This is a genomic window from Sulfitobacter sp. CB2047, assembly GCF_000735125.2.
Lineage (GTDB): Bacteria > Pseudomonadota > Alphaproteobacteria > Rhodobacterales > Rhodobacteraceae > Sulfitobacter > Sulfitobacter pontiacus.
Genome location: NZ_CP072613.1, coordinates 2,136,567 through 2,153,650, shown reverse-complemented (window position 1 = coordinate 2,153,650; position 17,084 = coordinate 2,136,567). Strand labels below are relative to the sequence as shown.

The window sequence follows — 17,084 nt, the reverse complement described above, 5'->3', positions numbered from 1 at the left end:
TATTGCAAGCTGATGATCAACGACGTTCGCGGCGTTCGCCACGCTCGGGGCGTTCGTCACGTTTCTGCATCTGAACCGATGGCAGCTCTTTGTGCTCATCAACTTTGATGGTCAGAACGCGCATCACGTCATCATGCAAACGCATCAGGCGTTCCATTTCCTGTACGGCGGTCGCTGGTGCGTCCGAACGCAGGAAGGCATAGTGGCCCTTGCGGTTTTTGTTGATCTTGTAGGCCATCGTTTTGACGCCCCAGTATTCGCTGTCGACGAGCTTGCCGTCGTTGTCAGCCAAAACTGTGCCAAAATGTTCGATAAGGCCTTCTGCTTGCGTGTTGGACAAGTCCTGACGCGCAATCATAACATGCTCATAAAGCGGCATGTGCACTCCTATTTATATCAAGGCGCATTTCATAGGCAGGGCATTTGCGTTCTGCGGCCCCACCACGAGAGTCTGCGCGGTTCAAAAGATGATGCAAAACGAAGGGCCGATATACACGGTTTTGCAGGCAGGGCAAGGGTGCGTAGGCGCTATGGCACGGGCGTCTATCGATTTGGGGCGGATGATCCTTTGAAAAGTACCACTTCGATCACGGTCGCGCCTCTTTTTCGTCATGAACCCATACGAGAACTGAAGGGGAGATCACACGGTTAAGCAAGGTTTATCAGAACAATGGGCGCAGTTACGAATTTCTCGGCGGATAGTCTTCAGTTTTCGGCACAGGCCGGGATGGTAGATGGCTCTCGGGCGGTGGTGCGCAGCGTCCAGCGGTTGCTGGGGGCGGCCTTGGTGCTGGCGGCGTCGGGGTTGTGGCTGACGCCGGGGTCGAACTTTGGGTCAGATGTGATGCTGTTCAAGGTCGGGCTGTCGGCGGTGTCTGTGATGTTGGGGGCAAGCCTTTTGCTGTCGGGGCAAAAGCCCGCGCTGCCCGAGATCCAGATCGACACGCTGCGGCGCGAGCTGCGTCTGGTGCGTCCGCGCACGATGGGGGCGCAACGGGTGCTGCAACGCTGCAGTTTTGGCGATCTGGGACGGGTGGAGCGTGTGGGCCGCAACTTTCACTTCTGGGACGGGCGCGGCAATTTCATCGTTGATGTCCATATCGCAGAGCGCCGCGTGGTCGATAACCTGACCTTTAGCCTGCGCGACTCGGGTCAGGCGATCTGATCGTAGCTAGGTCGATATGTGCGTGTTTATCGCATGTCTGACGCGCGACTGTTCGCCAATGCGCACTAACTGTTGAACACTGCTGGGTTGCTGAAACGCTGAAATGCTTCATGTATGGTGCAGACAAACGCCAACAGGAGTATTCCAATGACCATGAAGTCTGTCCTTCTTGCCACCGCCCTGACACTGGGTGCCACCTCTGCTTTCGCCGCCGAGAAATATGTGCTGGACGCAAGCCACAGCCAGATCGTTTTTACCTATAACCACCTTGGGTTCTCGACCACCACGTCGATGTTCAGCGGTTTTGACGGTGAAATCATGCTGGACGAGGCAGAGCCCGCGAACTCCTCTGTCTCCGTATCTTTCCCGGTCAAAGACATGATCACCGGCTGGGAACCCCGCACCGAACACTTCATGACGGATGATTTCTTTGGCGCTGAAGACGGCGACATGGTGACGTTTGAATCCACCGGTATCGAGGTCACAGGTGAAAAGACCGCGTTGATCACCGGTGATCTGACCATGAACGACGTAACCAAATCCGTAGTGCTGGATGCCAAGCTGAACCAGATGGGCGAGCATCCGATGGCCAAGAAGCCTTGGGCCGGTTTCGACGCGACGACCACGGTCACACGCACCGATTTCAACCTTGGTCAGTTCGCGCCTTTCGTCAGCGACGAAGTGCAAGTGAACATCTCTATCGAAGCGATGAAGGCTGAATAAGCTTTTCACAGTTTATTAAGAAACGAGAACGCCGGGGCAGAACCCCGGCGTTTTTGCGTTTATGGGGGGGCGGGATTATTGCCCGCGTGTGGCGGTGAGGTCGATATTCACCGTGACGCTAAAGGCCAGCGTGCTTTCGTCCGTCACCGTTTCCCCGATGCCGAAGTTGCGGCGGTCCAGCGTGGTCGAGCCTGCCATCCGGGCGGTGTCGTCCTGCAACGTCAGGGTGAAAGGCAGGTCGACCGGCATCGTCTGATCCTTGATCGTCAGGCTGCCCGCCGCGATATAGCCGTCGGCGGTGGCATTGATATCGGCCTGAAACGTCGCGGTGGGGAAGGCCTCGCTGTTGAAGAAATCCGCCCCCATCGCCTGATCCGTCACCGACCCGAGGCTCAGCGACGGGATCGCGACCGTGGTCGTTACGTCGCCCGCTTTGCCGGATTGTACGGTGTCGTCAAATGTGATCGCGGATGTCCAGTCGGCAAAGCTGCCAGCCACGACGGATCCGAACTGCGTGACCTCTAGCGCGATGGTACCATCCTGCACTTGCCAGTCAGAGGCGACGTCCTCTAGCGCGGCGGTCTCGGTCGGGGCGGGTTGATCGCTTTGCTGGCCCCAACCAAGCCCCAGCCCCAGCCCGACGGCAATCGCGGCGACCCAGACCACAGTGGCGGTGATCACCGGCGCGGCAGAGTGGTGCTGCGCAGGCAGCGGGCCGACGACGGCTTCGCCCGGCAACATCCGCCGCAGGGTCGAATCGCGGTCCACAACGTGGTGCTTCAGCGCGCCGGCGATATGCAGGATCAAGGCGCCGATCAGCAGTTTGCCCGAGATGACGTGCAGCGCGCCGAAGGCGTGTTCTACTGTTGTGTTCTTGGGGATAAACGGCAGCGACTGCCCCAGCGGCCACCAGATCGGCGCGAAGCCAGAGGCGGCGGCGTGGTTGATCCAGCCGGCCAGCGGGACGATCACCAGCGACCCATAGAGCACCCAATGCACCGTTTCCGCCAGCCAGCTTTCAAGACGGTGATCCGCGTTCAGCAGCCCCGGTTTGGGTTGGGTAAAGGCCCAGACGATGCGGGCAAGGGCGACAAAGAAGACCGTCACGCCCAGTGTTTTGTGCAGCGAGAACAGCCACGCTTTGCGGGTCAGCTCCGCTTGGGTATCGTGGGGCAGATCGCTGGCATAAAGGCCAAGGGCGATCAGGGTGAGGATCAGCAGGGCGGTGAGCCAGTGAAGGAACTTGGTCACCCCGCCGTAGCGGATTGAGGTATTGGTTAAGGCCATCTGGGTGCTCCGTCGCGAAATGGGGTGGTTTCTCCATACTGCAACGGGGCTTGGGGACCAATGCGGATCAGCGCACAGTCGCCGTGCAGGCTTGTTTGACGGCCACCCACGCGCTAAAGCGCTGGAAACGCAAATTCGGGGGACTTTATGACCATTGCATTCGTATATCCGGGCCAAGGCGCGCAAACCATCGGTATGGGCCGCGATCTGGCCGACGCCTATCCGGCGGCAAAGGCCGTATTTGACGAGGTGGACGAAGCCTTGGGCGAAAAGCTGTCGCAGTTGATCTGGGAAGGCGATGCGGAGGAGCTGACGCTGACACAGAACGCGCAGCCTGCGCTGATGGCGACATCAATGGCGGCGATGGCGGCGTTGAAGGCCGAAGGCGTTACCGTCGATAAGGCGGCGTATGTCGCGGGCCATTCGCTGGGTGAATATGCGGCACTATGCGCGGCGGGGACGTTCTCGCTTGCCGATACGGCGCGGTTGCTGCGCATCCGGGGGCGCGCGATGCAGGCGGCTGTGCCCGTGGGGCAGGGCGCTATGGCGGCCCTTCTGGGGCTGAGCTTTGATCAGGCCGAGGCCGTCGCCGCAGAGGCCGCACAGGGCGAGGTCTGTCAGGTCGCCAACCAGAACGATCCGGCGCAGAATGTCGTTTCGGGCAGCAAGGCTGCCGTGGAACGAGCGATTGATCTGGCGAAAGCGGCTGGTGCCAAGCGCGCGCTGCTTTTGCCTGTGTCTGCCCCGTTCCACTGTGCCCTGATGGCCCCCGCCGCAGAAGAGATGGCCGGTGCGCTGGCGGATGTGACGATGAACGCCCCCGCCGTGCCCGTGGTGGCGAATGTGGTGGCCGAGGCGGTCACCGATCCCGAACAGATTCGCAAGCTGCTGATCGAACAGGTCACCGGTCAGGTGCGCTGGATGTCGTCGGTTGAATGGATGGGCGCGCAGGGCGTGACCGAGGTCTGGGAAATCGGCGCGGGCAAGGCGCTGTCCGGCATGATCCGCCGCATCAACAAGGAAATCACCTGCGTGAACATCGGCACCGCTGCCGATGCCGCTGCTGTGAAAACGGCCTGAGACAGGCCGCGAAAGGAATTACATATGTTTGATCTTACTGGAAAAAACGCGCTGGTCACTGGCGCTTCGGGTGGTATCGGCGCGGAAATCGCGCGCAGCCTGCATGCCCGTGGCGCGACCGTGGGCCTGTCCGGCACCCGCACCGAACCTCTTGAGGCGCTGGCCGCCGAACTGGGCGAGCGCGCCCATGTGCTGCCCTGTAACCTGAGCGATATGGACGCCGTTGACGCGCTGCCCAAACAGGCCGCCGAAGCGATGGGATCGGTTGATATTCTGGTCAATAACGCCGGCATCACCCGCGACAACCTGTTCATGCGCATGTCGGATGATGAATGGAATTCGGTCCTGAACGTCAACCTGACCGCGACGTTCAAGCTGTGCAAAGGCGTGATGCGCGGGATGATGAAGGCGCGTTGGGGCCGGATCGTGAATATCTCGAGCGTGGTCGGGGCCACCGGTAACCCCGGTCAGGCGAACTATGCCGCGTCCAAGGCCGGTATGGTGGGCATGTCCAAATCACTTGCCTATGAGGTTGCCAGCCGCGGGATCACCGTGAACGCGGTCGCCCCCGGTTTCATTACCACGGCAATGACTGACAAGCTGACCGACGACCAAAAGGCGGGAATCATGGGGCAAATCCCTGCGGGCCGTATGGGCGAAGCATCCGAAATCGCGTCGGCTGTTGTCTATCTGGCGAGTGCGGAAGCCGCCTATGTTACCGGAACCACCTTGCATGTGAACGGCGGCATGGCCATGTTGTGACCCTGCGCTGCAAAGCGTTTGCCAAATCTGCGTCTTGTGCTAAATGGGGCGCAGAATCCATCATAGGGAGGCTTGATTGCCCCCCTTACCTTGTGACAACAAGGGCCATAGCCGCCCCTCGGGGCACGATCCATACGGACCACATAAGGTTCTGACGGAAACAGAAGAGGGCAGGATTGCCCGAATGAATGAGGACTGAATATGAGCGACGTCGCAGACCGCGTAAAGAAGATCGTTGTAGAGCACCTGGGTGTTGAAGAAGACAAAGTTGTTGAGAACGCATCGTTCATCGACGATCTTGGCGCAGACAGCCTCGACACTGTTGAGCTGGTTATGGCGTTCGAAGAAGAGTTCGGCATCGAGATCCCCGATGACGCAGCCGAGAACATCCAGACCTTCGGCGACGCGGTCAAGTTCATCAAAGAAGCGTCCTAAGACGTTTTCGCCAGCCGCAGCCCAATAGGCGTCGCGGTGGCACGAGATTTAGAGAACGGCGTTCTTCCTAGCGGAAGGGCGCCGTTTTTGCTTGGGGGGCCCGCGCGTCACTTGTGTTGCGCGGGCTGCGGCGTGACACTGCCGGTGACAGAAATTCAAGCGTGAAGGTAATTCACCACATGTCGCGATCAGTACCGACCATCAATACCGCCCGTCTCACCCTGCGCGCCATGCGGGCCGAAGACTTCCCCCGTTATGCTGACATCTGGGCCACGCCCGCCGTGGTGACCCATATTACCGGCAAGCCCAAACCCAAGGCCGAAAGCTGGGATGCGTTTCTGCGCAATGCGGGCCATTGGCAGATTGTCGGCTTTGGTCAATGGGCGATCCAGTCGCGCGGCACCCGCGAGATGGAAGGTCAGGTCGGGTTTTTCTTTGGGTCCCGCGGGTTTGGCGACGATTTCGATCCCTTTCCCGAGGCCGGCTGGGTGCTGGCCCCCGAAGCGCAGGGCACGGGGCTGGGGCTGGAAGCCGCGCGCGCGGCGCATGACTGGTTCGACCGCGTGGTGACGGGGCGCACGGTGTGCATGATCGCCGTGGCGAATGCATCGTCGCTGCGGCTGGCCGAGACCCTGGGATATACCGCGCTGCGCGACATAGAGCTTGACGGCGACAAGATACGTCTGATGACGCGCAAAGGCCCGCCGGTCTGACCGTGGCTTGGGCGCTTCGCGTCTTGAAATTTACGGTCTCGGCAAGGTATAGCCGGTCAACGCAAAGAAACACCAAGGGGCTTGGATATGCGCAGAGTAGTAGTGACAGGTTTGGGATTGGTAACTCCGTTGGCCGATGGCGTGGAGGCCAGCTGGTCCAGAATTTTGGATGGTCAGTCCGGGGCGGGCAAGATCACGGGCTTCGATCCCAGCAAGCTGGTCACTCAATACGCCTGCGAAGTGCCGCTTGGCGACGGTACGGATGGTACCTTTAACGGCGACAAGTATATGGAGCCGAAAGAACAGCGCAAAGTGGATACCTTTATCCTGTTCGGCATGGCCGCAGCACAGCAAGCGGTCGAGGATTCCGGCTGGATGCCCACGGACCGCGAAGATCTGGAACGCACCGGCGTCTTGATCGGGTCGGGCATCGGGGGCCTGAACTCTATCGCGAACACTGCCGTGATGATGCACGAGAAAGGCCCGCGCCGCGTGAGCCCGTTCTTTGTGCCCGGCGCGCTGATCAACCTGATCTCGGGTCAGGTATCGATTCGCTATGGATTCCGCGGCCCGAACCATTCGGTTGTGACCGCCTGTTCCACCGGTGCCCATGCGATTGGTGACGCAAGCCGTCTGATCCAGCATGGCGACGCGGATGTGATGATTGCTGGCGGGGCCGAGGCCGCGATTTGCGAGATCGGCATGGCCGGGTTCAACGCCTGTAAAGCGCTGTCCACCAAGCGGGGCGACGACCCCACCAAGGCAAGCCGCCCCTATGACGCGGATCGTGACGGTTTCGTCATGGGCGAGGGCGCGGGTATTGTCGTGCTGGAAGAATACGAACACGCCAAGGCCCGTGGGGCCAAGATCTATGCCGAGGTGCTGGGCTATGGTCTGTCGGGCGATGCCTATCACATCACCGCCCCTGCCGAGGATGGCGACGGGGCCGAACGGTCTATGCGCAACGCTCTGCGTGGTGCCGGGCTGGAGCCAAAAGACATCGACTATATCAACGCGCATGGCACATCGACCATGGCTGATGTGATCGAACTGGGCGCGGTCGAGCGGATGCTGGGCGACGCGGTTGAGACGGTCACCATGTCGTCGACGAAATCCGCCACCGGTCACCTGCTGGGGGCTGCTGGCGCGATCGAGGCGATCTTCTCTATCCTCGCGATCCGCGATCAGGTTGCCCCACCGACCATCAACCTCGACAATCCTGCGGTTGAAACCAAGATCGATCTGGCCCCGAACAAGAAGGTCGAGCGCAAGATTGATGTCGCGCTGAGCAACTCTTTCGGCTTTGGTGGCACCAATGCGAGCGTGATCTTCGGGAAAGCATCCTAATGTGGCGTCATATCGCGTCTAACGCTGTTACGTTTCTGATTTTAGGCTTGTTTTTGTTAGGCGGGATTATCCTGTGGGGGCGGGGGCAGTATGATGCCCCCGGTCCACTGTCGCAGGCGATCTGCCTGCAGGTGGAGCGCGGGTCGAACATGCGTGCCGTGGGCGATGATCTTGCTACGCAAGAGGCCGTAAGCTCGGCTGCGATTTTCCGTCTTGGGGCGGAGTATGAGGAAAAGACCCGCGACCTGAAGGCGGGGAGCTTTCTGATCCAGCCCGAAGCCTCGATGAAAGAGATCGTGGACACGGTGACACGCGGCGGGGCAAGCACCTGCGGTACCGAAGTTGTCTACCGCATCGGTGTGAACCGCATCAGCACGCAGGTGCGTGAACTGGACCCCGTAACAAGCCGTTTCGTCGAGCGTGCCGAATTCACCCCCGGTGAGGATGAGGTGCCAGAGGTCTATACCCAGACCAAGGCGAAGGCCGACACGCGGTTCCGCATCGCGATGGCAGAGGGCGTGACAAGCTGGCAGGTGGCCGAGGCGTTGAAAGCCATTGATCTGCTGTCTGGCGAGATCGCGGCGGTGCCTGCGGAGGGATCTTTGGCACCCGACAGCTATGAGGTGTCCGAAGGGGACGACCGTGCCGAAATCCTGACGCGTATGGCCGCGGCACAAGAACAGCGTTTGGCCGAAGCCTGGGAGGCTCGCGATCCGGGGCTGCCCGTCGAGACGCCTGAGGAACTGTTGATCCTTGCCTCTATCGTCGAGAAGGAAACCGGCGTACCGGAAGAGCGCGAACAGGTGGCGAGCGTTTTCGTCAACCGTTTGAACCAGGGCATGCGTCTGCAGACGGACCCGACCGTGATCTACGGGATCACCAACGGGCAGGGCGTCTTGGGGCGTGGTCTGCGCCGCAGCGAGCTGCGCAAGGAGACCCCGTTCAACACCTACGTCATTGACGCGTTGCCACCGACGCCGATTGCGAACCCCGGACGTGCGAGCCTGATGGCTGCGGCACAACCGGCCAGCGAGGACTATGTTTTCTTCGTTGCCGATGGCACCGGCGGTCACGCATTTGCCGAGACATTGGAAGAGCATAACGCCAATGTCGCGCGCTGGCGCCAGATCGAGGCGGAGCGTGGCGCGGAAGCGGCGGGCAATGCGTCGACGGGCGGAAACTAAGGGTCAGAGCGGGCGCAGATCAGGGTTAAATTAGGAATTTGTTAACCATCGTAAGGGCTTGGAAGGTTTCGGTAACCTTGTTTTTCTTGACTTTGCGTCCGCTCTGACATAGAAATACGTCCATGCTAGAAGACATGGGCAAACGGCCCCGGATTAAGTTCCGGTGGCCGTTTTTTCGTGTCTGCTCGGGTTGGAGGTCCAAAACGAGAGGTAAGAGCAAGATGACGATGAATACCCCGGAACAGGAAATTGCTGCCAGTGAAGAGCAGCTTCAGGCGTTGCAGGTCGCGATCCGCGATTTGCGCCGCGAGATAGAGAGCCTGCGCGAACAGGCCCGATCCGGGGAGGAAGTAAACGAAACAGCAGCGTCGAAGGCATTGGGTAAGGCCAGTGGCATGGTGGCGACTTGCGTCAAGGTGGAGACCTATCTGAATGAGTGCAGAAACAGACAAGCGGGCATTGCCCGAGGGGGATACGCGCTGGACATGGAAAGGGCGCGGGCTGACATCGGGTGCAAGCTGGATCGGCTCCGCCGATGTTGCGGTGCAAGACCGGTTCCTGAATGATCTGGAGGAGGGAGAGCTTTTGGCTCTCCCTTTTTTGTTCGAGTTCTGGGCCATGCCGCATCAGCTGCCCCCCGAGGGCGACTGGCGGTCCTGGGTGATCATGGGCGGGCGCGGTGCGGGCAAGACGCGCGCGGGGGCGGAATGGGTGCGCGCGCAGGTCGAAGGGTCGCGGCCCTTGGATGCGGGGCGCTGTCGCCGTGTGGCGCTGGTGGGAGAGACCATCGAGCAGGTGCGCGAGGTGATGATCTTTGGCGATAGCGGGATACTGGCGTGCTCGCCCGCGGACCGGCGACCGGATTGGGAGGCGACGCGCAAGCGGTTGGTCTGGCCCAATGGGGCCGTGGCGACGGTGCATACGGCGCATGACCCAGAGGGGCTGCGCGGGCCGCAGTTTGACGCGGCTTGGGTGGACGAGCTGGCCAAGTGGAAGAAGGCCGAAGAGACGTGGGACCAATTGCAGTTCGCCTTGCGGCTGGGGGAGGACCCGCGGGTCTGTGTGACCACGACTCCGCGCAATGTCGGCGTGCTGAAAAACCTGCTGGCGTCGCCGTCGACCGTGACCACCCATGCCCCGACAGAGGCGAATGCCGCGAACCTTGCGGGCTCTTTCCTGGAGGAGGTGCGGGCGCGCTATCGCGGGACGCGGTTGGGCCGACAGGAACTGGACGGTGTGCTGTTGGCCGATGCGGAAGGGGCGCTGTGGACCTCCGAGCGGATCGAGGCCGGGCGGGTGCGGGATGTGCCTGCGCTGGACCGGATCGTCGTGGGGTTGGACCCTGCGACCACCGCCGGCGCGGGGTCGGATGAATGCGGGATCGTGGTGGTGGGCGCGCAGACCCAAGGCCCGCCGCAGGATTGGCGCGCCGTGGTGCTGGCCGATTGCACGGTGCAGGGGGCGACCCCGTCGGGCTGGGCGCGCGCGGCGATCAGCGCGATGACGCAGTACGGCGCGGATCGTCTTGTCGCCGAGGTCAATCAGGGCGGGCAGATGGTGGCGGAGGTCTTGCGTCAGGTCGACCCATTGGTGCCGGTCAAATCGGTCCATGCCAGCCGTGGCAAGGTGGCGCGGGCGGAGCCTGTGGCGGCGCTTTATGAGCAGGGGCGCGTGAGGCATGTGGCGGGGCTGGACGCGCTGGAGGACCAGATGTGCCGGATGACAGCGCGGGGCTATGAGGGGACTGGGTCGCCTGATCGCGTCGATGCGCTGGTCTGGGCGCTGCATGAGCTGATGATCGAGCCTGCGGCACAGTGGCGGATGCCCGGGGTGCGTGGATTGTGAGCGCGTTGCGGAGGAGAGCGGCCCTTCGGGGAGAGTTTAACGGGCAAAATGAAGCGCTGTTGCGGGCGGGGCGTTCGCTCTGGTCGGGCGGCGTTAAGGGATTGGTGAGATTTTCATGGGGCGGTCAATGAGCAGGGAGAGCAGCGGCATGGTTTTTGATTTTCTCAAACGGGGGGCGGTTGAGGTGGTTGCGGAGAAGAAAGCCTCTGCCACGGGGCCTGTCGTTGCGGTTCAGACCAGCGGGCGCGTGGCCTGGAGCCCGCGCGATGTGGTCAGCCTGACGCGCAGCGGGTTTTGCGGCAACCCTGTGGGGTTTCGGTCGGTGAAGCTGATTGCCGAGGCCGCGGCGGCCCTGCCGCTGGTGTTGCAGGATGCCGCGCAACGGTTCGAGGCGCATCCGCTGCTGGATCTGGTGGCACGGCCCAATGGGGCGCAGGGGCGTGCGGAGCTGCTGGAGGCGCTTTATGCGCAGCTATTGTTGACGGGCAACGGCTATATCGAGGCGGTTGGCGCGGGTCCGGTACCGGTGGAGCTGCATGTCTTACGGTCGGATCGCATGTCGGTGGTGCCGGGGGCGGATGGCTGGCCGGTGGCCTATGAATATGCCGTCGGCGGGCGCAAGCATCGGTTTGACGTGGCCGGGGATACGGCCGCGATCTGTCACATCAAGAATTTCCACCCGCAGGATGACCATTATGGGTTCAGCCCGTTGCAGGCGGCGGCGATGGCGTTGGATGTGCACGGCGCGGCCTCGCGCTGGAGCAAGGCCTTGCTGGACAATGCGGCGCGGCCATCGGGGGCGATTGTCTACCGGGGGGCCGAGGGGCAGGGCAAGCTGAGCGATGATCAGTATGACCGTCTGGTCAGCGAGATGGAGAGCCACCATCAAGGCGCGCGCAATGCGGGGCGGCCGATGCTGCTGGAAGGCGGGTTGGATTGGAAGCCGATGGGGTTTTCGCCCTCGGACATGGAGTTTCACCGCACCAAGGAGGCGGCGGCGCGGGAAGTGGCGCTGGCCTTTGGGGTGCCGCCGATGCTGCTGGGGATCGCGGGGGATGCGACCTATGCCAATTATCAGGAGGCGCATCGGGCGTTTTACCGGCTGACGGTCCTGCCCTTGGCGACGCGGGTTGCGGCCGCACTTGGTGCGTGGCTGGCGGGGTTCACGCATGAGGCGGTGACGTTGAAGCCCGATCTGGATCAGGTGCCCGCCCTGGCGCAGGAGCGTGACGCGCAATGGGCGCGGGTGGCGGGGGCGGATTTCCTGACGCAGGCGGAAAAGCGGTCTTTGTTGGGGCTGCCAGCGGTGGCGGCGGATGGTTGAGGAGATGGGATATGACCGGTTTGAATGTGCGCCGGGGTTGCGGTTGCAGGCGCATGAGAGGGTGAGCGCGATCCACCACGAGAACCTCTTGCAGCGGCTCGACCGGCTGGAGGAGATGATGGAGCGGCTGGAGCGGCGGTTGTGGTTGACCGTCTATGGTGTGGTCGCGGTGATTTTGGCGCAGGCGGTACAGTCGTTTCTGGTGGTCGCGCCGTAGCAATTTGAACGCAAGGGAGGGTGTCATGGAAGATGGCATGCGCTTCGGCCTCGGGTCGGAGAACGGGAGAGGTTTGCCCCATATGGGCGCTGGGTTGGAGCATAAGTTCGCGCGTTTCGACGAGGGGCTTGTGGTGGAGGGCGGCACCGAGATCAGCGGCTATGCCAGCCTGTTCGGGCGGGTCGATCAGGGTGGTGATCTGGTGGCACGGGGGGCTTATGGCGCCTCGCTGGCGGCGGCGCAGGCCGCGGGGCGGCGGATCAAGATGCTGTGGCAGCATGATCCGGCACAGCCCATCGGCGTGTGGGACGAGCTGCGCGAGGATGCGCGGGGGCTTTGGGTCAAGGGGCGGCTGCTGGACAGTGTGGCGCGGGGCCGCGAGGCGGCGGCCTTGATCGAGGCCGGGGCGATTGATGGCCTCAGCATCGGCTATCGCACGCAGCGGGCGGCCAAGAATGACGCGGGCCAGCGGGTGCTTCAGACCCTGGACCTGTGGGAGGTGTCGCTGGTGACCTTTCCCATGCTCCCCACGGCGCGGATCGCGGCCAAAGGGGATTTTATCGCCATCGGAGACGTCTTGCGCGGCATGGCCGGTGTCTTTGACGAGGCGCGGCGGAATTTGAAACGGAACGGAGGGTAAGCGGATGGAACGACACGAAGATGACATGGGCACCGAGCCCCGAGGCGCGGTCGAGGAGATGCGCCGCGCGGTAGGTGGATTTGTGCAGGATTTCAGAGGGTTTCAGGACGAGATGACGACCAAGTTGCAACAAACAGAAGAGCGAATGACTATGTTGGATCGAAAGATGACTTTGCCTGCGCGCACACCATTGGCGGGGGCTGTGGACAGCGGTGCGCCGCATCAGAAGGCGCTGCATGCCTATATCCGCAACGGCGACGACGACGGGTTGCGCGGGCTTGAGCTGGAGAGCAAGGCGCTGTCGGCGGCGGTGAATTCTGATGGTGGGTATCTGGTGGACCCGCAGACCTCGGATCGGGTGAAATCGGTGTTGAATGCCACGGCCTCTATCCGGGCGATTGCGTCGGTGGTGCAGGTCGAGGCGACCTCTTACGACGTGCTGGTGGATCATGCGGATGTGGGTGCCGGTTGGGCGACAGAAACGGGGGCCGTGTCCGAGACCGACACGCCGCAGATCGACCGTATTACCATCCCGCTGCACGAGCTGAGCGCGCTGCCCAAAGCTTCGCAGCGGTTGCTGGATGACAGTGCCTTTGACATCGAAGCCTGGTTGGCGGGGCGCATCGCCGACAAATTCTCGCGGGCAGAGGCCGCGGCCTTTATCCACGGGGACGGGATCGACAAGCCCAAGGGGTTTCTGGCCCATGCCACGGTCGACAATGTGATCTGGGAGTGGGGCAATCTGGGCTATGTGCCCACCGGCGTCGCAGGCGAGATCACGGCGGATGCGGTGGTTGATCTGGTCTATGCGCTTGGGGCGCAGTACCGCGCGCAGGCGAGTTTTGTGATGAGCTCGAAGACGGCAGGGATCGTGCGCAAGCTTAAGGATCTGGACGGGCGGTTTTTGTGGTCTGACGGGATGACGCAGGGCCAGCCCGCGCGGCTGATGGGCTATCCGGTGCTGGTGGCCGAGGACATGCCCGATGTGGCGGCGGATTCATTCTCGGTCGCCTTCGGTGATTTTGCCGCCGGTTACACCGTAGCAGAGCGGCCCGACCTGCGGATCCTGCGCGATCCCTTCAGCGCCAAGCCGCATGTGCTGTTCTATGCCACCAAACGGGTGGGCGGCGACGTGAGCGACTTTGCCGCGATCAAGCTGCTGAAATTCGGCACCGCCTAAGGCGCGGGGTCGAATAGGGGGGCTGGCGGTGGCTGGCCCCATCCCCCGGGCGCGCCGTGATGCGCCGGGTGCATTGCCTAGCTGCTGCCTCCGACCGAGCGATGCAGTCGGGGTGCGCGTTCGGGGGGCTTTGGCGGGCTAGATTTGGAGCGATGAGATGTTGATCGAAGAGACAGGGGTGGCGGAGGCCGATCTTCCGCTAGAGCCGTTCAAGGCGCATTTGCGGATGGGCAGCGGTTTTGGCACCGAAACCGTACAAGAGCCCGTTTTGGAGAGCTTTTTGCGTGCCGCCATTGCCGCGATTGAGGCGCGCACAGGTAAGGCGCTGATCTCGCGGTTGTTTACCATGACCGTGCAAGAGTGGGCGGACCCGCAGGCGCAGGCTTTGCCCGTGGGGCCGGTCCGGCAGATCGTGAGCGTCACCGTGGTGGCGCGGGATGCGATGGAGACGGTGATCGAGCCGCAGCGCTATTGGCTGGTGCGCGATATGCAGGCTCCGCTGCTGAAGCCATCAGGGGCGATGCTGCCGTTCATTCCGCCGCAAGGGTCGGTGGAGGTCTTGTTCGAGGCGGGGCTTGGGGAAAGCTGGGGCGCTGTGCCCGCGGATTTGCAGCAGGCCGTGCTGATGCTGGCGGCGCATTACTATGAATACCGCCACGAGACCCGCCTTGGGGATGGCTGCATGCCCTTTGGGGTGAGCAGCCTGATCGAGCGCTACCGCCCACTGCGGATCGGCTTGGGGGCACGCGCATGAGCCGACTGTCGTTGAGCCGCCGCCTGGTGTTGGAGGCGCAGGTGCCTCAGCCTGATGGCGCGGGCGGAGAGAGCCGGAGCTGGGTGCGTGTGGGGGATCTCTGGGCGGATGTCACGGCGCGGCGGGGCCGGCGTTTGGGGCGTGGCGGTATTGCGGTGAGCCGCGGGGTCTATGTGGTGACGGTACGCGGGGCACCAGTGGGCGATCCCGCGCGCCCCTTGCCGCAGCAGCGCTTTCGCGAGGGCACACGGGTTTATCAGATCCAGTCGGTGGCAGAGCAGGACGCACAAGGACGGTATCTGGCCTGCCTGACCCATGAGGAGGTGGCGGTATGAGCTATGGCATGGGGTTTGCCCTGCAACAGGCGGTCTTTGGCGTGTTGAGCACGGATCAGGAGATCACGGCGCTGGTGGGGGATGCGGTTTTTGATGCGGCTCCTGCGGGGGAGGTGCCGGCGCTGTATGTGCAGTTGGGGTCCGAAGCGGTGCGCGATGCCTCTGACGGGACGGGCGGCGGGGCGGAGCATCGGTTCACGGTTCTTGTCGTCACGCATCATGCGGGGTTCGCCCCTGCGAAACAGGTGGCCGCTGCGGTGAGTGATGCGCTGGTCGGTGGGCAGTTTGGCCTGAGCCGCGGGCGGCTGGTGAGCTTGCGGTTCGAGCGGGCCGTCGCACGACAGGTCGGAGCGGATGCGCGCCGACAGATAGAGATGCGGTTCAGGGCGCGGGTTCAGGACGGCTGAGCCGAAGTTTCAGGAAACTAACAGGAGAGTGGATATGGCTGTTCAAGCGGGCAAAGACCTTTTGGTCAAGGTGGACATGACGAGCGATGGTCAGTTCGAAACGATCGCGGGGCTGCGTGCCACGCGGGTGAGCTTTAACGCGGAGCCGGTTGAGGTGACCTCGCTTGACAGTGAGGGGGGCTGGCGGGAGCTGCTGGCGGGCGCGGGCGTCCGATCTGCCGCAATCAGCGGGTCGGGGGTGTTTCGCGATGCGGGCACGGATGAACGCGCACGGCAGTTGTTTTTTGACGGGCTGACGCCGGATTTCCAGATCGTGATCCCCAGCTTCGGTATTATCGAGGGGCCGTTCCAGGTGGCGGCCATTGAATATGGCGGGTCGCTGAATGGCGAGGCGACCTATGAGCTGAGCCTGCAATCCGCGGGGCAGCTGAGCTTTACCGCGGATACGGCAGACGCGCCCGAGGGCGGGGTCTGATCATGGTGAACCGGTGGCGAGGGGATGTGGCGCTGGTGGTGAACGGTCAGCGGCGCGTGGCACGGCTGACCCTGGGGGCTTTAGCCGAGCTGGAGGACGCGCTGGAGGAGCCGTCGCTGGTGGCTTTGGTCGAGCGGTTCGAGGGTCATCGGTTCAGCAGTCGGGATGTGCTGTTGCTGTTGGCCGCGGGGCTGCGTGCAGGGGGCACCGAGGTAAGTGCCGAGACGCTTGCGCAGGCCGAGATCGAGGGTGGGCCGGTGGCCGCTTCTCAGGCCGCCGCAGAGCTTTTGGCGCGGGCCTTTGTTGTGCCGGTATGAGCGTGCCACCCAAGAGGACAAAGGCAGAGACCGCGCTGGGGATGGACTGGGCCGCGCTACTGCGGGCGGGGCTGAGGGGGTTGACGCTGACGCCCGACGCATTCTGGGCGCTCACGCCGGCAGAGCTGCAACTGATGCTGGGGAGCGAGGCGGGGCGGGCTCCGCTGTTGGGGGATGGATTGGCAGCCTTGATGGCGGCTTATCCCGATAGGCAGAGAGAGGAAGACTGATGGCACAGGATGATACATTCGAGGGGCTAGAGGATGGCGCAGAGCGGTTGAATGAGACGCTTGGCGCGACGGCCACGCTGGTGGCTGGTTTCGATGCCGAACTGCGCCGTATGCGCAGCGCATTGGCCGCGACAGGCAAGGATGTCGCGACGTTGGAGAAGGGGCTGAGCCGTGGATTACGCAGGGCCTTTGATGGTGTCGCGTTTGACGGGATGAAACTGTCGGATGCCCTGTCCACCGTGGCGCGGTCGATGGTGAACACGACTTATAACGCGGCGATGAAGCCGGTGTCCGATCACGTCGGCGGGCTGATCAGTCAAGGTGTGGGATCACTGGTGCAGGGAATACTCCCCTTTGCCGATGGGGCACCGTTTTCTCAGGGACGTGTGATGCCTTTTGCTCAAGGGGGGATTGTCAGCACCGCCACTGGCTTTGGCATGCGCGGGGGGATGGGGCTGATGGGCGAGGCCGGACCGGAGGCGATCATGCCCTTGGCACGGGGGCCGGACGGTAAGCTGGGTGTCAAAGGGGGCGCGAGCGGCGGGACGACCGTGGTCATGAACATCACCACCCCTGATGTGCAGGGATTCCAACGCAGTCAAAGCCAGATCGCCGCTCAGCTGAGCCGCGCGCTGAACACTGGCAACCGTAACCGCTAGGGGAG

At 62.8% G+C, this 17,084-nt stretch carries 22 protein-coding genes; 20 read left to right on the top strand and 2 right to left on the bottom strand.

Annotated elements, in window-relative coordinates; translation table 11 throughout:
- Positions 1-16: 16 nt before the first annotated feature.
- Positions 17-379, bottom strand: a complete 363-nt coding sequence (gene rpsF / locus IV89_RS10655) for a 30S ribosomal protein S6 (RefSeq protein WP_005852867.1) — start codon at positions 377-379, stop codon at positions 17-19.
- A 291-nt stretch (positions 380-670) separates the two neighbouring features.
- Between rpsF and IV89_RS10650 the strand changes: the two genes are divergently transcribed.
- Both IV89_RS10650 and IV89_RS10645 read left to right on the top strand, forming a co-directional pair.
- Positions 671-1,165, top strand: coding sequence for a hypothetical protein (locus IV89_RS10650; RefSeq protein WP_235183775.1), 495 nt, complete (start codon positions 671-673; stop codon positions 1,163-1,165).
- A 153-nt stretch (positions 1,166-1,318) separates the two neighbouring features.
- The gene (locus IV89_RS10645) at positions 1,319-1,888 is read left to right on the top strand and encodes a YceI family protein (protein ID WP_180829322.1); all 570 of its coding nucleotides are present in this window, start codon (positions 1,319-1,321) and stop codon (positions 1,886-1,888) included.
- A gap of 75 nt (positions 1,889-1,963) precedes the next feature.
- Here IV89_RS10645 and IV89_RS10640 read toward each other — a convergent pair whose 3' ends face one another.
- Positions 1,964-3,175: a cytochrome b/b6 domain-containing protein gene (locus IV89_RS10640; protein WP_037943998.1), complete on the bottom strand. Its 1,212-nt coding sequence runs from the start codon at positions 3,173-3,175 to the stop codon at positions 1,964-1,966.
- 147 nt (positions 3,176-3,322) lie between these two features.
- On the opposite strand from IV89_RS10640, the gene fabD reads away from it, so the two are divergent.
- From fabD to IV89_RS10550, 18 genes are all read left to right on the top strand, one after another.
- Positions 3,323-4,255, top strand: coding sequence for an ACP S-malonyltransferase (gene fabD / locus IV89_RS10635; protein WP_037943999.1), 933 nt, complete (start codon positions 3,323-3,325; stop codon positions 4,253-4,255).
- A 24-nt stretch (positions 4,256-4,279) separates the two neighbouring features.
- Positions 4,280-5,017, top strand: a complete 738-nt coding sequence (gene fabG, locus IV89_RS10630; RefSeq protein ID WP_005852879.1) for a 3-oxoacyl-[acyl-carrier-protein] reductase — start codon at positions 4,280-4,282, stop codon at positions 5,015-5,017.
- A 201-nt stretch (positions 5,018-5,218) separates the two neighbouring features.
- On the top strand, positions 5,219-5,452 hold the full coding sequence (locus IV89_RS10625; protein WP_005852881.1) for an acyl carrier protein: 234 nt from the start codon (positions 5,219-5,221) through the stop codon (positions 5,450-5,452).
- Between the two features lie 179 nt (positions 5,453-5,631).
- Positions 5,632-6,165, top strand: a complete 534-nt coding sequence (locus IV89_RS10620; protein WP_005852883.1) for a GNAT family N-acetyltransferase — start codon at positions 5,632-5,634, stop codon at positions 6,163-6,165.
- An 87-nt stretch (positions 6,166-6,252) separates the two neighbouring features.
- Positions 6,253-7,512, top strand: coding sequence for a beta-ketoacyl-ACP synthase II (gene fabF, locus IV89_RS10615; protein ID WP_074635104.1), 1,260 nt, complete (start codon positions 6,253-6,255; stop codon positions 7,510-7,512).
- Positions 7,512-8,696: an endolytic transglycosylase MltG gene (mltG, locus tag IV89_RS10610; RefSeq protein WP_037944000.1), complete on the top strand. Its 1,185-nt coding sequence runs from the start codon at positions 7,512-7,514 to the stop codon at positions 8,694-8,696. The genes fabF and mltG overlap by 1 nt, the downstream gene beginning before the upstream one ends.
- A 618-nt stretch (positions 8,697-9,314) precedes the next feature.
- Positions 9,315-10,541 (top strand): terminase family protein, encoded by a 1,227-nt coding sequence (locus IV89_RS10605; RefSeq protein WP_037944994.1) that lies wholly within the window; start codon positions 9,315-9,317, stop codon positions 10,539-10,541.
- 148 nt (positions 10,542-10,689) lie between these two features.
- Positions 10,690-11,865, top strand: a complete 1,176-nt coding sequence (locus IV89_RS10600; protein ID WP_037944001.1) for a phage portal protein — start codon at positions 10,690-10,692, stop codon at positions 11,863-11,865.
- Complete coding sequence (locus IV89_RS10595) at positions 11,858-12,082, top strand: hypothetical protein (RefSeq protein ID WP_005852894.1); 225 nt, start codon at positions 11,858-11,860, stop codon at positions 12,080-12,082. Before IV89_RS10600 ends, IV89_RS10595 begins: the two co-directional genes overlap by 8 nt.
- Positions 12,083-12,107: 25 nt before the next feature.
- Positions 12,108-12,722 (top strand): HK97 family phage prohead protease, encoded by a 615-nt coding sequence (locus IV89_RS10590; protein ID WP_081858784.1) that lies wholly within the window; start codon positions 12,108-12,110, stop codon positions 12,720-12,722.
- A 4-nt stretch (positions 12,723-12,726) separates the two neighbouring features.
- The gene (locus tag IV89_RS10585) at positions 12,727-13,902 is read left to right on the top strand and encodes a phage major capsid protein (protein WP_037944002.1); all 1,176 of its coding nucleotides are present in this window, start codon (positions 12,727-12,729) and stop codon (positions 13,900-13,902) included.
- A 157-nt stretch (positions 13,903-14,059) separates the two neighbouring features.
- A complete protein-coding gene (locus IV89_RS10580; protein ID WP_037944004.1) occupies positions 14,060-14,656 on the top strand; it encodes a head-tail connector protein in 597 nt (198 codons plus the stop codon).
- Positions 14,653-14,991 carry a head-tail adaptor protein gene (locus IV89_RS10575; protein WP_037944006.1) on the top strand — a complete coding sequence of 113 codons (339 nt, stop codon included), beginning with the start codon at positions 14,653-14,655 and terminating at the stop codon, positions 14,989-14,991. The genes IV89_RS10580 and IV89_RS10575 overlap by 4 nt, the downstream gene beginning before the upstream one ends.
- On the top strand, positions 14,988-15,398 hold the full coding sequence (locus IV89_RS10570) for a DUF3168 domain-containing protein (protein WP_037944007.1): 411 nt from the start codon (positions 14,988-14,990) through the stop codon (positions 15,396-15,398). Before IV89_RS10575 ends, IV89_RS10570 begins: the two co-directional genes overlap by 4 nt.
- Positions 15,399-15,432: 34 nt before the next feature.
- On the top strand, positions 15,433-15,873 hold the full coding sequence (locus tag IV89_RS10565; RefSeq protein ID WP_037944009.1) for a phage major tail protein, TP901-1 family: 441 nt from the start codon (positions 15,433-15,435) through the stop codon (positions 15,871-15,873).
- Between the two features lie 2 nt (positions 15,874-15,875).
- Entirely contained in the window at positions 15,876-16,190 is a 315-nt protein-coding gene (locus IV89_RS10560; protein ID WP_009826749.1) for a gene transfer agent family protein, read from the top strand.
- Entirely contained in the window at positions 16,187-16,420 is a 234-nt protein-coding gene (locus IV89_RS10555) for a rcc01693 family protein (protein WP_051843950.1), read from the top strand. The genes IV89_RS10560 and IV89_RS10555 overlap by 4 nt, the downstream gene beginning before the upstream one ends.
- Entirely contained in the window at positions 16,420-17,079 is a 660-nt protein-coding gene (locus IV89_RS10550) for a phage tail tape measure protein (protein WP_037944010.1), read from the top strand. The genes IV89_RS10555 and IV89_RS10550 overlap by 1 nt, the downstream gene beginning before the upstream one ends.
- Positions 17,080-17,084: the final 5 nt, after the last annotated feature.